Raw genomic sequence first — 23045 nt, forward strand, 5'->3', positions numbered from 1 at the left:
TTGTTGTGACCGAAGTCACGTTGACGAAGCTTGCGCTTCATTCATTGTTTGTATCCGAAGATACGTTTTTTGCCTCATCGTTCAGTTTTCAAAGTTCGTCCGCGCCTGTTTTGGCGACTCAATTAGAATACCAAGTCTGAAACAATAAGTCAACAACTTTTTAAAAGAAGTTTTTTTGTTGTTTCCAGCAGTGCGCTCGTCCTCGTAAGGACAAGAATTAATATACCACGATAATTACAGTCTGACAACACTTTTTCAAAACTAATTTAAAAAAAGAAAAAGAGACTGACCCTTGTGCGGGCAACAGCCTCTTTTCGTCCTCCTGATCACGATCTTAACGTGGTTAATGAAACCCGTCTTTGTTTTGCTTCTCTTATATAAAAGAAGTACAAGGATTCAGCCAGCTTCATTTGCGCCTCAAGATCCCCGTAATCATCATAACTGATTTCAAGTAAATGTCGTTTCATCAGATAATTCTCTTTTGCTTGCGCCAGTTCTTGAAGGAAACGTTCATCGTATTCGGCTCGGATCTTTTTTCGAAACCAACTCATAACTCGCGTCTTCCCTCCATGGCACGCGATAGAGTGACTTCATCCGCATACTCCAGATCGCCTCCGACAGGCAAACCGTGTGCAATACGTGTGACACGAATTCCGGTCGGTTTCAGTAAGCGCGACAAATACATTGCTGTCGCTTCCCCTTCAATGTTCGGATTCGTTGCCAAAATGATCTCTGTAATGCCTTCGTCCGCTTGCAGACGTGTTAATAGACTCGATACGTTAATATCTTCAGGACCAATTCCTTCCATTGGACTGATTGCGCCGTGGAGGACATGATACAACCCTTGGTAATCACGCATCTTTTCCATTGCAATGACATCACGCGAATCTTGGACAACACAAACGATTGTCCGGTTACGGTGCTTGTCTGAACAGACGTAACATGGATCTTTATCTGTAATGTTCCCACAGATGCTACAGTACGAAATATCACGTTTCGCACTTACCAGGGCTTTACCGAACATCAACACATCGTCTTCTTCCATATCCAAGACATGAAACGCGAGACGAACAGCCGTTTTCGGACCAATCCCCGGTAACTTCGTGAAACTTTCAATCAAGCGGCTGATCGCTTCAGGATATTGCACGTCGTTTCCTCCTACAGTTTAAAACATTCCCGGCATGTTCATCCCTTGTGTAAATTTACCCATCTTGCTCGACACGAGTTCATCCACCTTTTTCAAAGCGTCATTCGTCGCAGCAAGTACGAGGTCTTGAATCATTTCCACATCGTCCGGATCAACGACTTCTTCTTTAATGATGACATCGATGATATTTTTGTGACCATCTGCTACAACCGATACCATTTCTCCACCAGCCGTGCCTGTCACCGTAAGGTCTTTTAACTCTTCTTGGGCTTTCGCCATATCTTTTTGCATCTTTTGCATCTGTTTCATCATATTGTTCATGTTTCCCATACCGCGCATAATTGTTCCTCCTCTAATGAAATTAGTCTTCGAATTCTACGATATCACCAAATCGTCCCAACGTCTCGGACAACAATCGATCTTCTTCCGATTCGACTGCCACTTCTTTCTCTTCTATATTACTACTATTTCGTTTCGCAACAAACTCTGCTTTGAGTTCTTTCCAATCGTTATCGAGAATCGCAAGAATTTCACGTTTGACTCCGCAGACTTCAAACAACGCTTCTTCGATGACGAAACGTGTGCGTTCATTGGTCATGACTTGTTCGAAATGCCATCCTTTACCGTTATCAAACTCAATCAATAACGTATCGGCTGAACATAAGACCGGTTTACTTTCATGCACCAAGGAATAAATGGGACCATCCTGCTTAAGAATCAACTTCAAGATCGCATCCCAGCGTTCCTGAATCTCAAGCAGCTGGGCTTTTTCCGCCCGACTCAACATCTGACGGATCCGCTCCTTGGCAATTCGTACAGTCGGTCGCGCTTGTTTCCGTTTGACGGGCTGTGCAGGTGTATTCTCAGCTGCCGGAACTCCGGTGACTTTTAATTGATGCATCTGTTCTTTCAGTTCACGGACTTCCTGTTGCAAGGATTGAACGATCTGTCCGGTTGTCCGTCCCTGTTCGGCAATCTGAATGAAGGCAATCTCAACGAGGACACGCGGATGATTCGTCAACCGCATCTGCTGTTGACAGTCATGCAACTGCTCGATGATATGGAAGCAGGTTTCCGTCTCAATCGTCTCGACGAATGTTTTGAATTCCGCTGTCGGTCGTGCCCGCTCCAGCAGATCAACCGCCGTCGGAGAAGCTTTCAGGAGTAAGGTATCCCGGTAGAAAAAGACCAAATCCTCAACGAACCGTTTCAAGTCTTTCCCTGCGCGCTGCATCTGTTCCAGCGTCTGTAAAAGCTGATCGACTTGATGGGCATGCAGGGCGTTGGCGACAGCAAGTAACGCTTCATCCTCTACGGCACCCGTCACTTCCAGCACAGCATCATCGTTTAAATCTCCATTGGAAAAGGCAACCGCTTGATCGAGCAGACTCAAGGCATCCCGCATCCCGCCATCCGCTGCCCGGGCAATAAGCCGTAAAGCGGTTTCGGTATAACCGATCGTTTGATCCGATAAGATGTACTGCATCCGCTCCATCAATTGATCGACTTCGTGCCGTTTGACGTCAAACCGCTGACAGCGTGAGATAATCGTCGCCGGGATTTTATGAGGTTCTGTCGTCGCCAAAATGAAGATGGCGTGGGCAGGGGGTTCTTCAAGTGTTTTCAGCAAGGCGTTAAATGCACCTGTCGACAACATATGCACTTCATCAATGATGTAGACTTTGTACGCCGCTTCAGATGGTGGATATTTGACCTTATCCCGGATTTCCCGGATTTCATCGACACCGTTGTTTGAAGCCGCATCGATTTCAAAGACGTCCGGACTTGATCCTTCCGTAATCGCCCGACATGTCGGACACTCGTTACACGGTTCGTTTACAGGTGCTTGTTCACAGTTGATTGCCTTGGCAATGATTTTAGCCAGACTGGTTTTTCCTGTCCCGCGTGGTCCAGAAAACAGATACGCATGTGACATCCGTTGTTCCATCAAGGCATTTTGAATCGTCCGGGTGATGTGGGCTTGTCCGACGACTTCATCAAAACGCTGAGGGCGGTACACACGATATAATGCTTGATAGGCCAAATTTGCGCCTCCTCTTTTTATGATCCTGATTCTATTCTACCTAAAAAAGTCTACAACCGAAACCGGCTGTAGACTTGTTATCTAAAATTAAACTGCCGCGCACCATATTCTGAAATAGGTTCAACATGCGTTACTCACGCAGCCTGCTCAGTCCAAGCGCTCCCGCGGCACACAGAGAGCACCACTTAAGGCTGCTTCCTTCCGGACCTGACCTGATTCATGGGTATCTGTTGCGCAGGACTCAGACGTCAACGCTACTTACGTAAGGCAGACCACACCAATCCTATCCCTCGATATGGAATTCAGTCTCGCTATAGCGGATTGCGAGTGACAGGGAACCGCTACATCCCCACCTAGCACGGCAAATGGTTTATCGTATTTTAGTGGCACTTGTTTCGAGTGCTTTTTCATTATACTGTTTCATTCGTTTCGTTGCAACCCATTGCCCGTTTCTGTTGTTTCTTTTTCGCACGGAGCTCCCGGAAAAAAGACGTCAGCATCTCGCCACACTCTTGTTCGAGAACACCACCCGTCAATTGCGACACATGATTAAACCGTTCATCTTGAACGAGATTCATCAAGGTGCCACAGCATCCGCCCTTTGGATCGACCGCACCAAAGATGACATGTTCGATCCGTGACAACATGATCGCCCCGGCACACATCGGGCAAGGTTCGAGTGTCACATAGAGTTCGCATCCTTCAAGACGCCAGTTGGCCAGCTTTTCACATGCTTCTTCAATCGCCAGTAATTCGGCATGTGCGGTCGCTTGATGATTCGTTTCCCGGTGGTTGTAACCGGAAGCAATCACCTCATCTCCCTTGACGATGACACACCCAATCGGAACTTCTCCAATCAATGCTGCTTTTTTTGCTTCCTCGATTGCAAGGCGCATATAGTGTTCATGCCGTTCCATCTTCACACTTCCTATCTTTACAAAAATTCTCCCGCTGAAACTTCAGCAGGTGCCGCTTCTTTGTGCTAAAATATAAATTGCACTTTGCTGAACGGAGGGTAATTGAATATGTTCATAACGGTTGAAGGACCAATTGGTGTTGGCAAAACTTCACTTGCGAACGCCATCAGTCATCATTTCTCATTTTCTATGTTACGCGAAATCGTCGAAGAAAATCCCTTTCTTGGAAAGTTCTATGAAGACATCGAAGAATGGAGTTTCCAAACGGAAATGTTCTTCCTGTGTAATCGCTTTAAGCAACTCGATGATATCGAACGTCACTATCTCAGCAAGCAACGCTCTGTCGTCGCTGATTATCATATCTTTAAGAATCTCATTTTTGCCCATCGTTCTCTGAAAGTCGAACACCTCGATAAATACGAACAAATCTACTCGATCCTGACGACGGATATGCCAAAACCGGATGCCGTCATCTATTTGGATGCGAGCATCGATACGTTAATGAAACGTGTTGCGTTACGAGGGCGTGAGATCGAAGAAAACATGTCACGGGCTTATCTCGAGCAATTGGCAGCCGACTACGAAACGTTCGTCACGGATTATCAAGCCAAACACCCGGAAGTCAAAGTCATCCGTTTTAACGGGGATGAACTGGACTTCGTCAAACGTCCGGAAGATTTGGAATATGTCCTGACAAAGATCCGCAATGAATTATATGAAGGAGCGAACCACGCATGAACTCGAAGTTACGCGAAAAGTACAATATCCCGGCAGACGCCGTCATCACGATCGGCGGAATGGTCGGTATCGGGAAATCGACGATCACGAACGGTCTAGCAGACTCACTTGGTTTCCGGACATCTCTTGAAAAAGTCGATACGAACCCTTACCTCGATAAATTCTACCATGATTTCGAGCGGTGGAGCTTCCACTTACAGATCTATTTCTTAGCAGAACGATTTAAGGAACAAAAGAAAATCTTCCAATACGGCGGCGGGTTCATCCAGGATCGCTCGATTTACGAAGATACAGGCATCTTTGCAAAAATGCATTTCGAAAAAGGGACGATGTCACCAACAGACTACGAGACTTACTCAAGTCTCTTTGACGCAATGGTCATGACGCCGTTCTTCCCACATCCGGATTTGTTGATTTATCTTGAAGGTTCCTTCGAACAGGTCTTGGAGCGGATTCGTCTCCGCGGACGCGAGATGGAACAGCAAACACCAATCGAGTATTGGGAAGAGATGTATGAGCGCTATACGAACTGGATCAACAACTTTACGATTTGTCCTGTCCTCCGTTTGTCGATCGATGAGTACGATCTGTTAAACGAGCCGGAATCAATCGAACGGATTTTATCAAAAATCGACAAGCAACTTGAAGTTGCCCGAGCTGCGAAAGTCCGCTAATACAAAAGCCCGCTGACGAATCCGTCAACGGGCTTTTTTTTATCAAGCGGTGACTTGTTTAATTTGTGCTTGATGATGAAGGTCATGTTGCATCATTGCCCCTAAAAAATCAAGCAGTGAAATCGTTTTGCCTTTTGACGTAAACGTATCCGTTAACCGGTCTTCCGGAATCAAGTCGACGGCAATACGCAAGCGGTCACGGCTGACTAAAAATTCATCAATCGTTAAAATCCGTTGCTGTTCCCGGCTCATCTTCGCTGCTTCTTCGTTGACTGCCTGACTGTCCGGCGTCACACGGAACGGTTCATCTGCCAAGACATACGGTAAACGTTCTGCGACGATGAACCGGTCCCAAGGTGATAAATGTCCGACGATTTCAGCGACCGTCCATTTTCCTTCAGCATACGGTGTCCGCCAGGCATCTTCCGATATGTGTTCAAGCCCCCGAACGAAGTCGAGTGTCTCTTGATAGTGTGTGAGTAGCATGTGTTTCGTAATCATCATGATGTTTTCTCCTTTTTCCTTTTCGGATGTAGGAAAACATAGCATGCAGCGTCTGATCGAATCAACAAAAAAGCACCCTACCCAACAGGTAGGATGCTTATATAAGCGGAGTCGGTGGGATTCGAACCCACGCGGGCCTTGCGACCCCTAACGGATTTCGAGTCCGTCCCCTTCAGCCGGGCTTGGGTACGACTCCATGTTAAATGTAATTTTAGGTAAAAAAAAAGAAGTGGAGGAGGCGGTGGGATTCGAACCCACGCACGGCTTTCGCCGCCTGACGGTTTTCAAGACCGTTCTCTTAAACCACTTGAGTACGCCTCCGTACTTATAATCGAGCGTTGTGTTGCACAAGCGCCTTCCTGACATAAATTATAATAGCATCTTGGTTTTCCTGTGTAAAGCCTTTTTCTAAAAAAACTTTTTAAAAAATCAGAAGGGGGAAATCCCCCTTCCCTACTTACGCTTGAATCACTTCAAGACCACCCATGTATGGACGAAGCACTTCTGGAATAACAACTGACCCATCCGCTTGCTGGTAATTCTCAAGGATTGCTGCTACTGTCCGTCCGACAGCTAACGCTGATCCGTTTAACGTATGCACGAATTCCGGTTTTGCGTTCGCTTCGCGGCGGAAGCGGATTTGTGCCCGGCGTGCTTGGAAATCTTCAAAGTTTGAACAAGAAGAGATTTCACGGTACACCCCTTGGCTCGGCATCCAGACTTCGATATCATATTTCTTCGCAGCCGTGAAACCAAGATCCGCTGTACACATGCTTAAGACCTGATACGGTAATTTGAGTAATTTCAAGACGTCTTCTGCTTGCGCCGTCAACAGTTCAAGCTGTTCGTAAGATTCTTCCGGTTTGACGAAACGAACGAGTTCGACTTTGTTGAACTGGTGTTGGCGGATCAGACCGCGTGTATCACGACCGGCAGAACCGGCTTCAGAGCGGAAACACTGGCTGTAGGCCGCGTAACCAATCGGCAACTGGTCGGCTGACAGAATTTCGTCCCGGTGCATGTTCGTCACCGGTACTTCTGCTGTCGGGACGAGGAAGTAGTTCGTGTCTTCGATTTTGAAGGCATCTTCTTCAAACTTCGGAAGTTGTCCTGTTCCTGTCATTGAGTCCCGGTTGACCATGAGTGGCGGAAGAATTTCCGTGTACCCGTTTTTATCTTGGTGCAGATCCATCATGAAGTTGATCAATGCCCGCTCGAGACGTGCACCGGCACCCCGGTAAAAGACGAACCGGCTTCCCGTTACTTTTCCTGCCCGTTCGACGTCGACGATTTTTAACTGTTCCATCAAATCCCAGTGCGGAACGGCTTCGAAATCAAAGGCTGGCTTGTCGCCGACTTCCCGGATGACGACATTATCATCTTCCGTAGAACCGATCGGGACGCTGTCGTGAGGAATGTTCGGAATCCCGAGTAACAGCAAGTTGAGTGTTGCTTCGACCTCGCGCAGTTCGTCATCAAGTGCTTTGACTTGATCCCCAACTTGACGCATCGCAGCGATCGCCTCATCGGCGTTTTCTTTATTGCGTTTCAGTTCAGCGATTTTTTTCGTCGCTTCATTCCGTTCCGCTTTCAGAACTTCTGTTTTTGCAATTAATTCCCGGCGCTTCTCATCGAGTTCGATGAACCGGTTCATGTCCGTCAAATCTTCACCTCGGTGGGCAAGTTTTTCTTGAATCGCATCAAAATCCTGTCGTAATCGTTTAATATCAATCATGTTTTCTCCTCCTTTTTTTCAATAAAAAAAGGCAATCCATCCCTCTCCGGTTCAAAAACCGAAGAGGGACGAATCACCTGGATCCGCGTTGCCACCCTCATTGCTAGTTCAACTAGCCCACTCTAAAGACGCGATAACGGGCGTACCCGCACCTTGTTCGCAAGGTGTGTGATCCGGCTCGATTCAAAGTATCCTTCTGACTAGTTCACACCACCCACTAGCTCTCTTAACAGAATAAATGCTTTTACTTGGTCCGTTCATGACATCATTATGAGATTAGCTTTACTTTACACTATCCCCTTGACGATTGACAAGGGTTGGTTGATGAATTGCCTGACTGATTTTTTCGGACCAGGCCGAAATCGCCCGAAACAGCCGCGTCTGAAAACTGGCGAGTTTAACCGTTTCAGCACTGTACAACACGGCATGAGGTACCGAGAAGCCGGGCAAATACAAACCCTCGTCTTCGACCTGGACCGTTCCGATCGCCTCTCCCCGCTTTAAGGGAGCCTGTTCTTTTGAAAACTGAAAGACCGGTGGACGTTGGTCCGATTTGTTTGTCGAGACGGTAACATACAGTGGGGTTTTCGTGACGACATCATAACGGGCTTGTTTTGCCCCTTTGATTGGTAACACCCGTTTGATTTGTTCCCCTTTTCCGTAATACGTCAACGGTTCAAAGGACGCAAAACCGTAATCCAACAATTTTTTGGTTTCCGTGAAGCGCGCTTTATCAGATGTCGTTCGCATGACGACAGATACGAGCGTCAAATTTCCGCGCGTCGCCACACTGGCAAAACAGTACCCGGCAAGATCCGTCGTTCCCGTCTTCATCCCCCGCATGCCCGAATAGGCATACGGTTGACGGGTCAACATCTTGTTCGAATTCTCGACTTTCTCCCCATTGATGGTGATGGCCGAACGTTTCGTAACGTCCAGAACATCCGGATACTCCTGAATGTAACGGATGATCAATAATGCAATGTCCATCGCGGTCATCAAATTGGTACCCGGCAATGTCGCATCCACCGCGTCGAGACCGGACGCATTGGCATATTCAGTATCTTTCATCCCAAGCGAGGCAGCCGTCTCATTCATCTGTTCGACGAATTGCATTTCCGTTCCCGCCATGACTTCAGCCAGCAGAACGGCCGCATCATTTGCTGATTTGATCAGCGCCGCATCGTACAGCTCCCGGATTGTGTACGTCGTTTTTCGAATCGGAAGACGGGCAATCCCTTCCGTTTTTGCTAATTTCAATACTTTGGCACTCGGTTTGACGGTCTGATTCCAGGACAGTTTTTTTTGTTCGATCTGTTGGCGCACGAGATATAGTGTCATCAACTTGGTCATCGAAGCAGGAGGTAAGGCTAAATCAGCCTCCTCTGCCAATAAAACCTTTCCTGTGACCGCATCAACCATTATGTAAGATTCCGCTTGAATGGCTGGCGGCTCAGCAGCATGGCCCGTCATCGGCGACAAACCAGCTGTCAGTAGGAGCGCACTCAGAAAAAGCATGAAAAGACGTTTCATCGGTCCTCTCCTTCACATGATGTTATGTCTTTTCAGTGTAGCATAAAAAAAGAAACCGACAGCCGTAAACTGACGGTTTCTCCCGTACTTCTTCTCATACCGAAATCGATCGGGATTGATTGATTTTTTGAATGAAATAATGGTGCAGGCGTGAATCTGTCGTCAATTCCGGATGAAAGGAACAGGCGAGGTGAAGATCCGTTTCGACGGTCACGATGGCGTCCTCCGCCTTCGCCAACACCCGGACCCCTTCTCCGACCTGCTCGACGTAAGGTGCCCGGATGAAAACGGCTTCGACATCCTGCCCAACCCCTTCAACCGCCAGCATCGTTTCAAAACTATCAACTTGCCGTCCAAACGCATTCCGTCTGACCTTCATTGGAATCGCCTGGAGGTGCGCCGGTCCTTCATTCAATTCGCTTGCCAATAAAATCATTCCCGCACACGTTCCAAACATCGGCAGTGTCGTGACTTTGCTCCGCAAGACATCGAGCAATCCGTACCGGTCAATTAACCGGCGCATCGTCGTGGATTCTCCCCCGGGTAAAACCAATCCATCGATTCCGTCGAGATCGGTCACGGATTTAACGACCACCGTTTCCACGCCTAATGTCCGCAAGATCTGCTCGTGTTCGCGAACTGCCCCTTGAACACCCAGGATACCGATTACCATCCGCGTGGTGCCATCCGTTCCTCAAACGGCATCGACGTCACATCGATTCCTTTCATCGCTGTCCCTAGTCCCTTCGACAGATGCGCGATGCGCTCGAAATCATCTTTGTAAGTCACCGCTTCAACGATGGCTTTCGCCACACGTTCCGGATGCTCTGATTTAAAAATACCTGAGCCGACGAAAACCCCGTCTGCCCCGAGATGCATCATCAATGCCGCATCCGCGGGAGTCGCAATCCCGCCTGCCGCAAAATTCACGACCGGAAGACGACCCGCTGCTTGAATCTGTTGCAAGACTTCGTACGGTGCTCCCCACTCTTTTGCACGGGTCATCACTTCATCCGCCGGTGAGTGAAGAATTTGATTTAGCTGGGCTTGAATCTTGCGCATATGTCGGACGGCTTCCACCACGTTACCGGTTCCCGGTTCACCTTTTGTCCGGATCATCGCAGCGCCTTCTGCAATCCGTCGCGCCGCTTCCCCTAAATCACGTGCCCCGCAGACAAACGGTACCGTGAAGGCGGATTTCAACAAATGGTACTCTTCATCCGCCGGTGTCAGCACTTCGCTCTCATCAATGAAGTCTGCTCCCATTGACTCAAGGATCCGTGCTTCAACGATATGTCCGATTCGGCATTTCGCCATGACTGGAATCGATACCGCCTGTAAGACCTCTTCTGTAATGAGCGGATCGGCCATCCGGGCGACGCCGCCATCCCGACGAATATCGGACGGTACGCGTTCGAGTGCCATGACTGCGACCGCTCCAGCCGCTTCCGCAATTTTAGCTTGTTCCGCGTTGACGACATCCATGATGACGCCGCCCTTCTGCATTTCCGCCATTCCTCTTTTAACACGATCAGATCCTTGTTGCCGTTCCATCATTCTGAACTCCCCCTAAAAAGTGATGTCATGTTTAATCGGTGATAGTTCCTAGTATATTCTTCGTTGACTATTTTAAAAGTATCAGTTTATGATGAATTAACCAGGTCAGTAAAAAGGAGACAACTTATGGATATGCTATCGTTCGAGTTAATACGGGAAAGCCATCGTCCTCTGTACGAACAGCTCTATCAACAAATCCGCCAGGAAATCATCGAGGGCCGTTTGGCGTATGGCACGAAATTACCGTCAAAACGAAAACTCGGTCAGTTTTTAAACCTCAGTCAAACGACGATCGAACTTGCGTACCAGCAGTTGGTCGCAGAAGGATATGTCGAATCGATTTCACGGAAAGGATACTTCGTCTTGGCGTATGAGGAACTTGCTTATGTCAAAACAAAGCCGTTGCCGACCAGCCAACGGACGTCCGAAAAACCGCTTCTGCGTTATGACTTCCATCCGAGTAAAATCGACGGCTCGTCGTTTCCGTTCTCGCGTTGGCGAAAACATGCCAAGGATGTCATCGATGAACAACATCAATCGCTCGTCTCGCTTGGTCATCCGCAAGGGGACTTGCCGTTACGCGTTGAAATTGCGACCTATCTCTATCATTCGCGTGGTGTCGTCTGTTCGCCGGAACAGATCATCATCGGCTCCGGTGTCGAACAGTTATTGCCGCAAATCATCTTTTTATTAGGCAAAACAACGACCTATGGCATCGAAGATCCCGGGTACCACGCGACACGGCTGATACTTGAAAGTCATGAACGAACCACGATTCCAATCCCGGTCGACCAAAACGGTTTAACGATCCACTCCCTGATTCAAAGTCCGGCCGATGTCATGTACGTCACGCCGGCCCATCAGTTTCCATCCGGCAGTATTTTATCCGTCAACCGCCGACGGCAACTGTTGAACTGGGCGTCGGAATCAACAGATCGTTACATCATCGAGGATGATTATGACAGCGAATTCCGATACACCGGGAAATCGATCCCTTCCTTGCATAGTATGGACAGCGACCGTGTGATTTATGTCAGTACGTTTTCGAAATCATTGATGCCTTCATTGCGGATCGGGTACATGGTCTTACCGCGGCTTTTACTCGAGCGGTATCAGACGGAGTTTCCGTACTATACATGCAGCGTGTCCCGTTTTGACCAAACGATTTTAACGCGGTTTATGAAAGAAGGAGACTTCGAGAAACATTTGAACCGGATGCGGAAGATTTACCGCCGGAAACTCGATGTCGTCGTCCATGCGTTACGTGATATTCCGTTTTTACGATTGACGGGTGAAAGTGCCGGACTCCATGTCGTGCTGTCCGTCTCAAACGGGATGAGTGAACAGGAATTGCTTCAACGGGCGAAGGACGCTTCGATTCAAGTGTACGGATTATCGGATTATGCCCAACTGCCGTTATCCACAATTCATCCACAGATCGTCCTCGGTTTTGCGAGTGTCACGGAACAACACCTGGAACAAGGACTCGCTGAACTGGTGGCCGCTTGGCAGTTACAATGAGGTTATCCACATGTTTATCCACAAAAAAACCCTGTGACCGATAAAGGTCGACAGGGTTTTTGAATCATTGACGTGTATAGTTCGATGCTTCTTTTGTAATTTGAATATCATGCGGGTGACTTTCTTGCAAGCCAGCTCCTGTCATGCGGATGAATTGTGTCTCTTCACGTAATTCTTCAAGCGAAGCCGAACCACAGTATCCCATACCTGAACGAATCCCTCCGACAAGCTGATAAACAGAATCTCCGAGTTTACCACGATAGGCGACGCGACCTTCGATTCCTTCCGGGACAAACTTTTTGTCCGCTTCCTGGAAGTAACGATCCTGACTGCCACGTTTCATGGACGCCTCAGAACCCATACCACGGTACGTCTTGAACTGACGTCCTTGATAGATTTCCATCTCGCCCGGGCTTTCCTCTACACCAGCCAGCAAACTTCCCAGCATGACAGCGTGTCCACCTGCTGCGAGAGCTTTGACGATGTCACCCGAATACTTGATTCCGCCGTCTGCAATGATCGAGATGCCGTGTTTACGGGCTTCTGTCGCACAATCAAAGACTGCTGTGATTTGTGGAACACCTACACCTGCAACAACACGTGTCGTACAGATCGATCCAGGACCAATCCCAACTTTAATGACCGATGCACCAGCCTCAATCAAATCACGTGTCGCTTCTGCTGTTGCTACGTTTCCGGCAATGATCGGCAAGTTCGGATATTCGTCTCGCAGTTCACGTACTTTCACGAGAACCCCTTCAGAATGACCGTGTGCTGTATCGACGACCAATGCGTCAACACCTGCATCAACAAGGAACTTCGCGCGAACCGAAGCATCTTTTGTCACACCGACCGCTGCGGCAACAAGCAAGCGCCCTAATGAATCTTTTGCTGCATGTGGATATTGTTCAACTTTTTCAATATCCTTTGTCGTAATCAATCCTTTTAAAACACCGTTCTCATCAACGAGTGGTAACTTTTCAATCCGATGTTTGTGGAGAATTTGCTCTGCCTCTTGCAGTGACGTTCCGACTTTCGCAGTCACGAGTTCGTCCGTTGTCATGACCGTCTCGATGACTGTCGAGTAATCTTTTACAAAACGGAGATCACGGTTCGTCAAAATACCAACAAGCTTCCGTTCCGTTTCATTGTTGACGATGGGAACACCTGAGATGCGATACTTACTCATAAGATATTCAGCATCATAGACTTGTCGTTCCGGAGTGAGATAAAACGGATTCGTGATGACACCATTCTCAGAACGTTTAACGCGGTCGACGTGCTCCGCTTGATCTTCCATTGACATGTTCTTGTGAATGACACCAAGACCGCCTTGACGGGCCATGGCAATCGCCATCGGAGCTTCTGTGACAGTATCCATTCCAGCACTGATTAAAGGAATGTTTAAAGTAATGCCTTCACATAACGTTACAGACAAATCAACATCTCGCGGTAAGACACTTGATCGACGTGGTACGAGCAAGACGTCATCAAACGTCAAGCCTTCTTTAGCAAATTTGTTCTCCCACATGTTATCCACTCGCTTTCTCTTCTATAAAAGAATATTGATGTTATGGTAACAAGCAGGAGGTGTCATGTCAATGACTCCTCCAATAATCAGAACAATCTGACGTTTCACATAACACAAAAAAACCGACCTGCAGATGCAGATCGGTTTCTTCAATTGCCTGGCAACGTCCTATCCTCACAGGGGGAAGCCCCCAACTACTTTCGGCGTTCAAGTGCTTAACTTCCGTGTTCGGCATGGGAACGGGTGTGACCACTTGGCTATCGTCACCAGACGACGGGCTCGCGCCCTCAAAACTGAAGTCATCAACAAGATCATCTGCTAGAACAAGGCCTCGACCGATTAGTATCACTCAGCTCCGCATGTCGCCATGCTTCCACCCGTGACCTATCTACCTCATCGTCTCTGAGGGGTCTTTCTTGATTACTCAAAGGGAAATCTCATCTTGGAGGGGGCTTCATGCTTAGATGCTTTCAGCATTTATCCCGTCCGCACGTAGCTACCCAGCGATGCTCCTGGCGGAACAACTGGTACACCAGCGGTGCGTCCATCCCGGTCCTCTCGTACTAAGGACAGCTCTCCTCAAATTTCCTGCGCCCACGACGGATAGGGACCGAACTGTCTCACGACGTTCTGAACCCAGCTCGCGTACCGCTTTAATGGGCGAACAGCCCAACCCTTGGGACCTACTCCAGCCCCAGGATGCGATGAGCCGACATCGAGGTGCCAAACCTCCCCGTCGATGTGGACTCTTGGGGGAGATCAGCCTGTTATCCCCAGGGTAGCTTTTATCCGTTGAGCGATGGCCCTTCCATGCGGAACCACCGGATCACTAAGCCCGACTTTCGTCCCTGCTCGACTTGTAGGTCTCGCAGTCAAGCTCCCTTCTGCCTTTGCGCTCTACGAATGATTTCCAACCATTCTGAGGGAACCTTTGGGCGCCTCCGTTACTGTTTAGGAGGCGACCGCCCCAGTCAAACTACCCGCCTGACACGGTCCTCCAGCCGGATGACGGCTGCGAGTTAGAGACTCTATGCATGAAGGGCGGTATCCCAAGGGTGACTCCTCCGAAGCTGGCGCTCCGGTCTCGACGTCTCCCGCCTATCCTGTACATCATGCACAAAGCCTCAATATCAGGCTGTAGTAAAGCTCCATGGGGTCTTTCCGTCCTGTCGCGGGTAACCTGCATCTTCACAGGTACTATGATTTCACCGGGTCTCTCGTTGAGACAGTGCCCAAATCGTTACGCCTTTCGTGCGGGTCGGAACTTACCCGACAAGGAATTTCGCTACCTTAGGACCGTTATAGTTACGGCCGCCGTTTACTGGGGCTTCGGTTCAAAGCTTCGCTTGCGCTAACCCATCCCCTTAACCTTCCAGCACCGGGCAGGCGTCAGCCCCTATACGTCATCTTGCGATTTAGCAGAGACCTGTGTTTTTGCTAAACAGTCGTTTGGGCCTATTCACTGCGGCTCTACTCATGTAGAGCGTCCCTTCTCCCGAAGTTACGGGACCATTTTGCCGAGTTCCTTAACGAGAGTTATCCCGCGCGTCTTAGAATTCTCATCCCGCCTACCTGTGTCGGTTTACGGTACTGGCACCTTCCACCTCACTAGAGGCTTTTCTTGGCAGTGTGAAATCGTGACCTTCGTCCCTACGGGACTCCGCATCGTTCCTCGACTTTGATGCCTGACGGATTTGCCAATCAGACGGTCTCGAAACTTACACATGCACTTCCATCCGCATGCGTCACTATCCTCCTGCGTCCCCCCATTGTTCAAACGGTGGATCGGTGGTACAGGAATATCAACCTGTTATCCATCGCCTACGCCTTTCGGCCTCGGCTTAGGTCCAGACTAACCCTGAGCGGACGAGCCTTCCTCAGGAAACCTTGGGCTTTCGACGGAGGGGATTCTCACCCCTCTTTTCGCTACTCACACCGGCATTCTCACTTCCAAACGCTCCACTACTCCTTACGGTACAGCTTCACAGCGGTTTGGAACGCTCCCCTACCATTCCTTACGGAATCCGCAGCTTCGGTGGTATGTTTAGCCCCGTTACATTTTCGGCGCGGCGCCACTCGACTAGTGAGCTATTACGCACTCTTTGAATGGTGGCTGCTTCTAAGCCAACATCCTAGCTGTCTAGGCAGCGCCACATCCTTTTCCACTTAACATACACTTTGGGACCTTAGCTGGCGGTCTGGGCTGTTTCCCTCTTGACTACGGATCTTATCACTCGCAGTCTGACTCCCGAGTATAAGTTGCCGGCATTCGGAGTTTAACTGAATTCGGTAACCCTGTGGGGGCCCCTAGTCCAATCAGTGCTCTACCTCCGGAACTCTCAACCTCGAGGCTAGCCCTAAAGCTATTTCGGGGAGAACCAGCTATCTCCAGGTTCGATTGGCATTTCACCGCTACCCACACCTCATCCCCGCACTTTTCAACGTGCGTGGGTTCGGACCTCCAGTCAGTGTTACCTGACCTTCATCCTGGACATGGGTAGATCACCTGGTTTCGGGTCTACGACAACGCACTATGGCGCCCTATTCAGACTCGCTTTCGCTACGGCTCCGCCTCATCAGCTTAACCTCGCGCGCTATCGTAACTCGCCGGTTCATTCTACAAAAGGCACGCCATCACCCATTAACGGGCTCTGACTACTTGTAGGCATACGGTTTCAGGATCTATTTCACTCCCCTTCCGGGGTGCTTTTCACCTTTCCCTCACGGTACTGGTTCACTATCGGTCACTAGGGAGTATTTAGCCTTGGGAGATGGTCCTCCCGGATTCCGACGGGGTTTCACGTGTCCCGCCGTACTCAGGATCCACTCTGGAGGGAAAACAGTTTCAGCTACAGGGCTGTCACCTTCTTCGGCCGACCTTTCCAGGTCGTTCACCTACTGTCTTCCTTTTTGACTCCGTATAGAGTGTCCTACAACCCCGGAGAGCATGCTCTCCGGTTTGGGCTGTTCCCGTTTCGCTCGCCGCTACTCAGGGAATCGCATTTGCTTTCTCTTCCTCCGGGTACTTAGATGTTTCAGTTCCCCGGGTCTGCCTCACGTTACACTATGTATTCATGTAACATGTCCCATCCCATTACGGATGGTGGGTTCCCCCATTCGGAAATCCTCGGATCAAAGCATACTTACTGCTCCCCGAAGCATATCGCTGTTCGTCGCGTCCTTCATCGGCTCCTAGTGCCAAGGCATCCACCGTACGCCCTTCATACCTTGATCTAGCATTTTGGTATTCTAAGAACACACGTCTAATGACATGGTTATAAAAAGTTTGATGTCTTGTTGATGTCTTCAGTTTTCAAGGTGCGAGTGTCTCTTTCGAGACGTGAGAGACGAGCTCTCAAAACTGAACGATGGGCATGTCCCGTAAGGGACGTTTTCCTTAGAAAGGAGGTGATCCAGCCGCACCTTCCGATACGGCTACCTTGTTACGACTTCACCCCAATCATCTACCCCACCTTCGACGGCTGGCTCCTTGCGGTTACCTCACCGGCTTCGGGTGTTGCAAACTCTCGTGGTGTGACGGGCGGTGTGTACAAGACCCGGGAACGTATTCACCGCAGTATGCTGACCTGCGATTACTAGCGATTCCGACTTCATGCAGGCGAGTTGCAGCCTGCAATCCGAACTGGGAACGGCTTTCTGGGATTGGCTCCACCTCGCGGTCTCGCTGCCCTTTGTACCGTCCATTGTAGCACGTGTGTAGCCCAACTCATAAGGGGCATGATGATTTGACGTCATCCCCACCTTCCTCCGGTTTGTCACCGGCAGTCTCCCTAGAGTGCCCAACTAAATGCTGGCAACTAAGGATAGGGGTTGCGCTCGTTGCGGGACTTAACCCAACATCTCACGACACGAGCTGACGACAACCATGCACCACCTGTCACCCTTGTCCCCGAAGGGAAAACTTGATCTCTCAAGCGGTCAAGGGGATGTCAAGAGTTGGTAAGGTTCTTCGCGTTGCTTCGAATTAAACCACATGCTCCACCGCTTGTGCGGGTCCCCGTCAATTCCTTTGAGTTTCAGCCTTGCGGCCGTACTCCCCAGGCGGAGTGCTTAATGCGTTAGCTTCAGCACTGAGGGGCGGAAACCCCCCAACACCTAGCACTCATCGTTTACGGCGTGGACTACCAGGGTATCTAATCCTGTTTGCTCCCCACGCTTTCGCGCCTCAGCGTCAGTTACAGACCAAAGAGTCGCCTTCGCCACTGGTGTTCCTCCACATCTCTACGCATTTCACCGCTACACATGGAATTCCACTCTTCTCTTCTGTACTCAAGCCTTCCAGTTTCCAATGACCCTCCCCGGTTGAGCCGGGGGCTTTCACATCAGACTTAAAAGGCCGCCTGCGCGCGCTTTACGCCCAATAATTCCGGACAACGCTTGCCACCTACGTATTACCGCGGCTGCTGGCACGTAGTTAGCCGTGGCTTTCTCGCAAGGTACCGTCATAGCATGAGCATTACCTCTCATACCTGTTCTTCCCTTACAACAGAGTTTTACGATCCGAAAACCTTCATCACTCACGCGGCGTTGCTCCATCAGACTTTCGTCCATTGTGGAAGATTCCCTACTGCTGCCTCCCGTAGGAGTCTGGGCCGTGTCTCAGTCCCAGTGTGGCCGATCACCCTCTCAGGTCGGCTATGCATCGTCGCCTTGGTGGGCCATTACCCCACCAACTAGCTAATGCACCGCAAGGCCATCCCAAGGTGACGCCGAAGCGCCTTTCATCATCAGACCATGCGGTCTGAAGAACTATTCGGTATTAGCTCCGATTTCTCGGAGTTATCCCAATCCTTGGGGCAGGTTCCTTACGTGTTACTCACCCGTCCGCCGCTCATTCCCTTCACTTCCCTCCGAAGAGTTCCGTGAGCTTCCTGCGCTCGACTTGCATGTATTAGGCACGCCGCCAGCGTTCGTCCTGAGCCAGGATCAAACTCTCCATAAAGTGTTTGACTTGCTCGTTGTGTGACCGAAGTCACGTTGACGAAGCTTGCGCTTCATTCATTGTTTGTATCCGAAGATACGTTTTTTGCCTCATCGTTCAGTTTTCAAAGTTCGTTCGCGCCTGTTTTGGCGACTCAATTAGAATACCAAGTCTGAAACAATAAGTCAACAACTTTTTGAAAGAAGTTTTTTTCTTGTTTCCAGCAGTGCGCTCGTCCTCGTAAGGACAAGAAATAATATACCATGGGATTTATTATTGTACAAGCATTTTTTATAAAAAAAAAGAAAAACTCTTTTTTTCACTGAATGAACAGCGCTCAAAAGAGTGTTTCTTCTATATATACGTTACATGATGATCACGACAAGACCGGGAAAGAGCAGCCTCGTTTAATCCATCAACTGGATGATATTGAATTGACGTTCTTCCATTAAGTCTTTGACGATACGTTGATTATGTTCTTCGTACGCAATCACCGGACGATCAAAGACCATATTCTTGCGGAGGACCGTTGCGATTTTACCGTTGCTGATCAAGACACGGTCACCGACTTCAATCGGCAACAACAGTTGTCCAAGCAACATGACGTATTTAGAGTCATACTGCATCGGGCGTACTTTTAAGTAACAATAGGCATCATACAACGTATAGGCTTCACGGTACGGACGCCAACTCGTCATCGCTGCGAATACATCCGCGACGATGAACAGTCGTGTATGATCCATGATTTTATCGCCTTTGACTTTCAATGGATAACCGGACCCGTCCAAACGTTCGTGGTGTTGGACAATCAATCGTTTGACCGTATCCGAAATGATGCTTTCTTTTTGTAACGCTTGGAACGCCATCGCCGGATGACGGTGGAAAATCTCCTGTTGCATCGCTTCATACCGTTTTGTATGACGCCATTCCATGATTCGTGCCAGTCCACAGTCTGCAAAATACGATGCCACCCAGAGATCATGAATCATTTTCCGCTCTTTCCCGACCGCCTCTGCCAAGAGTTGGGCAATCGCGCCACGATAAATCGCATGGCGGACGGTATAGGCTTCTGTCCCCCGTTCCAGAAAATAAGGCAGAATTTCTTCACGTTGCACACGATCCGGAACCGATTCCTTGACCCAACGTAACGCATCATACACATTCGGAACGCGTCCTTGTTCCCATGAGGTGAAGACTTGGTTGTACGTTTCGATCAATTCATCAAACCGGTTGGTGTCCGTTGCCTCGTCTGACGTGACATCCAATGCTGTTTCTTCCACCATTCCCTCCGGTCGTTCTTCAATCTCTACTTCTTTAATCAAAAAGCGTTTGATTCGTCTCAATTCATCTGTTCCAAGTTTTTTTCCTGCCGCGACAATCGGAATATCTGTATGTAAAAAAAGGGACTCTGTGATTCGGTCACCAATGATGAGCCGCTCAGTTGCAACACGCATCTTTATTTCGTTCCTTTCCATCACCAATTTTTTTAGAAAAATAGCAGAGTAAAGACAAACTTGTCCTCACTCTGCTGCACTTCCTTTATTCTTCCGTCTGCTCGGATGCTTCACTTACCTCAGAATCGGAAAGCGTCTGTTCTTCTGAAACAGGTGCTCCCTCTTCTAAAGCTGCAATTTCTTCCTCGACAGCTTCTTCTTTTTTCAGCTTCGCAACCGTTGCAACACGATCGCCTTCTTCGATCCGGATGACTTTTACCCCTTGTGCGTTACGTCCGACACTTGAGATATTTTGTGAATCCGTTCGAATGACGATACCGCTTTCCGTCATGATCATGATGTCATCATCGACGTCGACAATCCGAAGAGCAACGATTTGACCAACACGATCGGTTACCTTACTTGCAATCAAACCTTTACCGCCACGGGATTGTGTCCGGAACTCCGTCATCGGCGTCCGTTTACCAAATCCTTTTTCCGTGATGACGAGAACATCCTGTTCGTCACGGGCCAGTTCCATCCCGATGACGATCGCATCACCGGATAAGTTCATCGCTTTGACGCCGCGTGCACCACGGCCCATCGAGCGGACATTGGTGATCGGGAAACGAATCGCTTTCCCGCTGTTGGAAACGGTGAACACTTCATCTTCCGTCGACGCGAGTCGAACCGATGTCAATTCATCATCTTCAAACAGACGGATGGCAATCAGTCCATTTTTATTGATCCGGGCGTAAGCGGACAACGGTGAACGTTTCACACGTCCTTTACGCGTCATGAAGATCAGCGATTTTTGCTCATCTTGCATTACTTCTTCCGTATCCAGGACCTCTTCCGTTTCATCCGCTTCCACTTCTACGTCTACATCGATGACGGCTTCAGGTGCTTCCCCAGTCTGTTGCTCTTCGAGGTAACGTTTGAAGTTGACCGGAATCATTGTCTCGACTTTTTCGTCCCGCTCGATCTGAATCAAGTTAATGATCGGTACACCTTTTGATGTCCGGCTCATTTCAGGCACTTCGTAACCACGGATCCGGTACACTTTTCCACGGTTCGTAAAGAAGAGAATCGTATCATGCGTCGAACACGACAACAGACGTGTTACGTAATCGGCATCATTCGTCCCGATTCCTTGGACACCACGTCCGCCGCGGCGTTGCGCGCGGTACGAATCCGTCGTCAAGCGTTTGATGTATCCACTGCTTGTCAACGTAATGATGATATCTTTTTCCGGAATCAAATCTTCATCTTCAAATTCGATGTGGTCCATTCGAATTTCAGTCCGGCGTTTATCGTTGAAGCGTTCTTTCACTTCTTCGAGTTCCGTCCGAATCAATTCGAGTAAGACTTCGTCACTTTCGAGGATTGTTTTGAGTTCCGTGATCAATTGCATGATCTCCTCGTACTCGGCGTCAATCTTCTCACGCTCAAGTCCCGTCAACCGTTGGAGACGCATATCAAGAATCGCCTGCGATTGTTTCTCGGATAAAGCAAACCGGTCCATCAACTGTTCACGGGCAGCATCCGCTGTCCGATTCGCACGGATGATCTTGATAACTTCATCGAGGTGATCAAGGGCAATCCGTAAACCAGCTAAGAGATGTTCGCGTGCTTCTGCTTTCTCGAGATCAAACTGTGTCCGGCGACGGACGATTTCTTTTTGGTGCTCGAGATAGTGGTACAACATTTCCTTGAGTGTCAAGGTACGCGGACGACCGGCAACGATCGCGAGCATGTTGACCCCAAACGTCGTTTGCATCGACGTCTGTTTATACAGATTATTTAAGATGACACTCGCATTCGCATCACGGCGGATCTCCATGACGATACGCATACCGCGGCGATCCGACTCATCACGCAAATCAGTGATGCCTTCGATTTTTTTCTCACGGACGAGATCGGCGATTTTTTCAACGAGGCGGGCTTTGTTGACCTGATACGGCAACTCCGTCACGATGATTCGTTCGCGGTCTTTTTTCGTCTGTTCGATTTCAGCTTTCGCGCGGACGATGATTGATCCACGGCCGGTTTCATACGCGCGGCGGATTCCACTGCGTCCTAAAATTTCACCGGCTGTCGGGAAATCAGGTCCCGGAATGTGCTGCATCAGTTCCTGAATCGTGATGTCCGGATCGTGCGACAAGGCCAACACGCCGTCAATGACTTCACCAAGCTGGTGCGGCGGGATGTTTGTTGCCATCCCGACCGCGATCCCGCTCGAACCGTTGACAAGCAAGTTCGGGAAACGGGACGGCAAGACTTCTGGTTCCCGTTCCGATCCGTCGTAGTTGTCCTTGAAATTGACGGTATTTTTATTGATATCGCGAATGATTTCCATCGCGATTTTAGACATACGGGCTTCCGTGTACCGCATGGCAGCGGCAGAGTCGCCATCGACGGATCCAAAGTTTCCGTGACCGTCGACGAGCTCATAGCGGTAACTGAAGTCCTGCGCCATCCGAACCATCGTGTCGTAAACAGCTGAATCACCGTGCGGGTGATACTTACCGATAACTTCACCGACGATACGGGCGGATTTTTTGTGCGGCTTGTCCGCACGGATACCGAGGTCATTCATCGCATATAAAATACGACGGTGACCCGGTTTTAAACCATCACGGACGTCCGGTAAAGCACGGGCGACGATGACACTCATCGCATAATCCATGAAGGACGTACGCATTTCTTGACTAATGTTGATATCTTTAATGATCCCTTGTTGATCGGACATTCGTATGGCCACCCTCT

16 protein-coding genes, 2 tRNA genes, 3 rRNA genes, 1 other RNA gene and 1 other annotated feature are annotated in these 23045 nt (G+C 49.2%); of the genes, 3 read left to right on the forward strand and 19 right to left on the reverse strand.

The annotated features are described in order from the left end of the window. Positions 1–326 precede the first annotated feature (326 nt). The 6 genes from P397_RS0100975 to tadA form a co-directional block, all read right to left on the reverse strand. On the reverse strand, positions 327–551 hold the full coding sequence (locus P397_RS0100975) for a YaaL family protein (RefSeq protein ID WP_028105336.1): 225 nt from the start codon (positions 549–551) through the stop codon (positions 327–329). Next, complete coding sequence (gene recR / locus P397_RS0100980) at positions 548–1147, reverse strand: recombination mediator RecR (protein WP_026831568.1); 600 nt, start codon at positions 1145–1147, stop codon at positions 548–550. Before recR ends, P397_RS0100975 begins: the two co-directional genes overlap by 4 nt. A gap of 18 nt (positions 1148–1165) precedes the next feature. Continuing rightward, entirely contained in the window at positions 1166–1486 is a 321-nt protein-coding gene (locus tag P397_RS0100985; RefSeq protein ID WP_012368932.1) for a YbaB/EbfC family nucleoid-associated protein, read from the reverse strand. Between the two features lie 22 nt (positions 1487–1508). Beyond that, positions 1509–3191 (reverse strand): DNA polymerase III subunit gamma/tau, encoded by a 1683-nt coding sequence (dnaX, locus tag P397_RS0100990; RefSeq protein WP_026831569.1) that lies wholly within the window; start codon positions 3189–3191, stop codon positions 1509–1511. 95 nt (positions 3192–3286) lie between these two features. Further along, positions 3287–3553: signal recognition particle sRNA large type (gene ffs / locus P397_RS17695), an RNA gene on the reverse strand. 48 nt (positions 3554–3601) lie between these two features. After that, positions 3602–4108, reverse strand: a complete 507-nt coding sequence (gene tadA, locus P397_RS0100995; RefSeq protein ID WP_026831570.1) for a tRNA adenosine(34) deaminase TadA — start codon at positions 4106–4108, stop codon at positions 3602–3604. 108 nt (positions 4109–4216) lie between these two features. Between tadA and P397_RS0101000 the strand changes: the two genes are divergently transcribed. After that, the gene (locus P397_RS0101000; RefSeq protein ID WP_026831571.1) at positions 4217–4846 is read left to right on the forward strand and encodes a deoxynucleoside kinase; all 630 of its coding nucleotides are present in this window, start codon (positions 4217–4219) and stop codon (positions 4844–4846) included. Continuing rightward, a complete protein-coding gene (locus P397_RS0101005; protein WP_026831572.1) occupies positions 4843–5520 on the forward strand; it encodes a deoxynucleoside kinase in 678 nt (225 codons plus the stop codon). Before P397_RS0101000 ends, P397_RS0101005 begins: the two co-directional genes overlap by 4 nt. Positions 5521–5562: 42 nt before the next feature. Here P397_RS0101005 and P397_RS0101010 read toward each other — a convergent pair whose 3' ends face one another. The 7 genes from P397_RS0101010 to pdxS form a co-directional block, all read right to left on the reverse strand. After that, the gene (locus tag P397_RS0101010) at positions 5563–6024 is read right to left on the reverse strand and encodes a DinB family protein (protein WP_026831573.1); all 462 of its coding nucleotides are present in this window, start codon (positions 6022–6024) and stop codon (positions 5563–5565) included. Positions 6025–6130: 106 nt separating this feature from the next. After that, a tRNA-Ser gene (locus P397_RS0101015) sits at positions 6131–6220 on the reverse strand. A gap of 34 nt (positions 6221–6254) precedes the next feature. Then, positions 6255–6345 (reverse strand) — tRNA-Ser (locus P397_RS0101020). Positions 6346–6481: 136 nt separating this feature from the next. Beyond that, entirely contained in the window at positions 6482–7759 is a 1278-nt protein-coding gene (gene serS / locus P397_RS0101025) for a serine--tRNA ligase (protein ID WP_028105337.1), read from the reverse strand. A 61-nt stretch (positions 7760–7820) separates the two neighbouring features. Beyond that, positions 7821–8029 (reverse strand) — a binding site (T-box leader). 12 nt (positions 8030–8041) lie between these two features. Further along, the gene (locus tag P397_RS0101030; RefSeq protein WP_028105338.1) at positions 8042–9292 is read right to left on the reverse strand and encodes a D-alanyl-D-alanine carboxypeptidase family protein; all 1251 of its coding nucleotides are present in this window, start codon (positions 9290–9292) and stop codon (positions 8042–8044) included. 94 nt (positions 9293–9386) lie between these two features. Beyond that, the gene (pdxT, locus tag P397_RS0101035; RefSeq protein ID WP_028105339.1) at positions 9387–9965 is read right to left on the reverse strand and encodes a pyridoxal 5'-phosphate synthase glutaminase subunit PdxT; all 579 of its coding nucleotides are present in this window, start codon (positions 9963–9965) and stop codon (positions 9387–9389) included. Continuing rightward, the gene (pdxS, locus tag P397_RS0101040; protein ID WP_026831577.1) at positions 9959–10846 is read right to left on the reverse strand and encodes a pyridoxal 5'-phosphate synthase lyase subunit PdxS; all 888 of its coding nucleotides are present in this window, start codon (positions 10844–10846) and stop codon (positions 9959–9961) included. The genes pdxT and pdxS overlap by 7 nt, the downstream gene beginning before the upstream one ends. A gap of 129 nt (positions 10847–10975) precedes the next feature. Between pdxS and pdxR the strand changes: the two genes are divergently transcribed. Then, positions 10976–12370 (forward strand): MocR-like pyridoxine biosynthesis transcription factor PdxR, encoded by a 1395-nt coding sequence (pdxR, locus tag P397_RS0101045; RefSeq protein ID WP_028105340.1) that lies wholly within the window; start codon positions 10976–10978, stop codon positions 12368–12370. Between the two features lie 64 nt (positions 12371–12434). Here pdxR and guaB read toward each other — a convergent pair whose 3' ends face one another. The 6 genes from guaB to gyrA form a co-directional block, all read right to left on the reverse strand. Continuing rightward, complete coding sequence (guaB, locus tag P397_RS0101050; protein WP_026831579.1) at positions 12435–13901, reverse strand: IMP dehydrogenase; 1467 nt, start codon at positions 13899–13901, stop codon at positions 12435–12437. 155 nt (positions 13902–14056) lie between these two features. Next, positions 14057–14172, reverse strand: a 5S ribosomal RNA gene (gene rrf, locus P397_RS0101055). Positions 14173–14220: 48 nt separating this feature from the next. After that, a 23S ribosomal RNA gene (locus P397_RS0101060) occupies positions 14221–17135 on the reverse strand. A 167-nt stretch (positions 17136–17302) separates the two neighbouring features. Beyond that, positions 17303–18864, reverse strand: a 16S ribosomal RNA gene (locus tag P397_RS0101065). Together the 16S, 23S and 5S rRNA genes form the textbook arrangement of a ribosomal RNA operon. Positions 18865–19250: 386 nt before the next feature. After that, positions 19251–20297, reverse strand: coding sequence for an HD-GYP domain-containing protein (locus P397_RS0101075; protein ID WP_026831580.1), 1047 nt, complete (start codon positions 20295–20297; stop codon positions 19251–19253). An 85-nt stretch (positions 20298–20382) separates the two neighbouring features. After that, the gene (gyrA, locus tag P397_RS0101080; RefSeq protein ID WP_028105341.1) at positions 20383–23028 is read right to left on the reverse strand and encodes a DNA gyrase subunit A; all 2646 of its coding nucleotides are present in this window, start codon (positions 23026–23028) and stop codon (positions 20383–20385) included. Positions 23029–23045: the final 17 nt, after the last annotated feature.

It is taken from the genome of Exiguobacterium undae DSM 14481, assembly GCF_000620805.1.
Lineage (GTDB): Bacteria > Bacillota > Bacilli > Exiguobacteriales > Exiguobacteriaceae > Exiguobacterium_A > Exiguobacterium_A undae.

What these genes read in the sequence shown, in the direction of transcription:
- P397_RS0100975 (WP_028105336.1), bottom strand. Translation starts at nt 551, where the DNA reads ATGAGTTGGTTTCGAAAAAAGATCCGAGCCGAATACGATGAACGTTTC.
- P397_RS0100985 (WP_012368932.1), bottom strand. Translation starts at nt 1,486, where the DNA reads ATGCGCGGTATGGGAAACATGAACAATATGATGAAACAGATGCAAAAG.
- tadA (WP_026831570.1), bottom strand. Translation starts at nt 4,108, where the DNA reads ATGGAACGGCATGAACACTATATGCGCCTTGCAATCGAGGAAGCAAAA.
- P397_RS0101000 (WP_026831571.1), top strand. Translation starts at nt 4,217, where the DNA reads ATGTTCATAACGGTTGAAGGACCAATTGGTGTTGGCAAAACTTCACTT.
- P397_RS0101005 (WP_026831572.1), top strand. Translation starts at nt 4,843, where the DNA reads ATGAACTCGAAGTTACGCGAAAAGTACAATATCCCGGCAGACGCCGTC.
- P397_RS0101010 (WP_026831573.1), bottom strand. Translation starts at nt 6,024, where the DNA reads ATGATGATTACGAAACACATGCTACTCACACACTATCAAGAGACACTC.
- serS (WP_028105337.1), bottom strand. Translation starts at nt 7,759, where the DNA reads ATGATTGATATTAAACGATTACGACAGGATTTTGATGCGATTCAAGAA.
- P397_RS0101030 (WP_028105338.1), bottom strand. Translation starts at nt 9,292, where the DNA reads ATGAAACGTCTTTTCATGCTTTTTCTGAGTGCGCTCCTACTGACAGCT.
- pdxT (WP_028105339.1), bottom strand. Translation starts at nt 9,965, where the DNA reads ATGGTAATCGGTATCCTGGGTGTTCAAGGGGCAGTTCGCGAACACGAG.
- pdxS (WP_026831577.1), bottom strand. Translation starts at nt 10,846, where the DNA reads ATGGAACGGCAACAAGGATCTGATCGTGTTAAAAGAGGAATGGCGGAA.
- pdxR (WP_028105340.1), top strand. Translation starts at nt 10,976, where the DNA reads ATGGATATGCTATCGTTCGAGTTAATACGGGAAAGCCATCGTCCTCTG.
- guaB (WP_026831579.1), bottom strand. Translation starts at nt 13,901, where the DNA reads ATGTGGGAGAACAAATTTGCTAAAGAAGGCTTGACGTTTGATGACGTC.
- P397_RS0101075 (WP_026831580.1), bottom strand. Translation starts at nt 20,297, where the DNA reads ATGCGTGTTGCAACTGAGCGGCTCATCATTGGTGACCGAATCACAGAG.
- gyrA (WP_028105341.1), bottom strand. Translation starts at nt 23,028, where the DNA reads ATGTCCGATCAACAAGGGATCATTAAAGATATCAACATTAGTCAAGAA.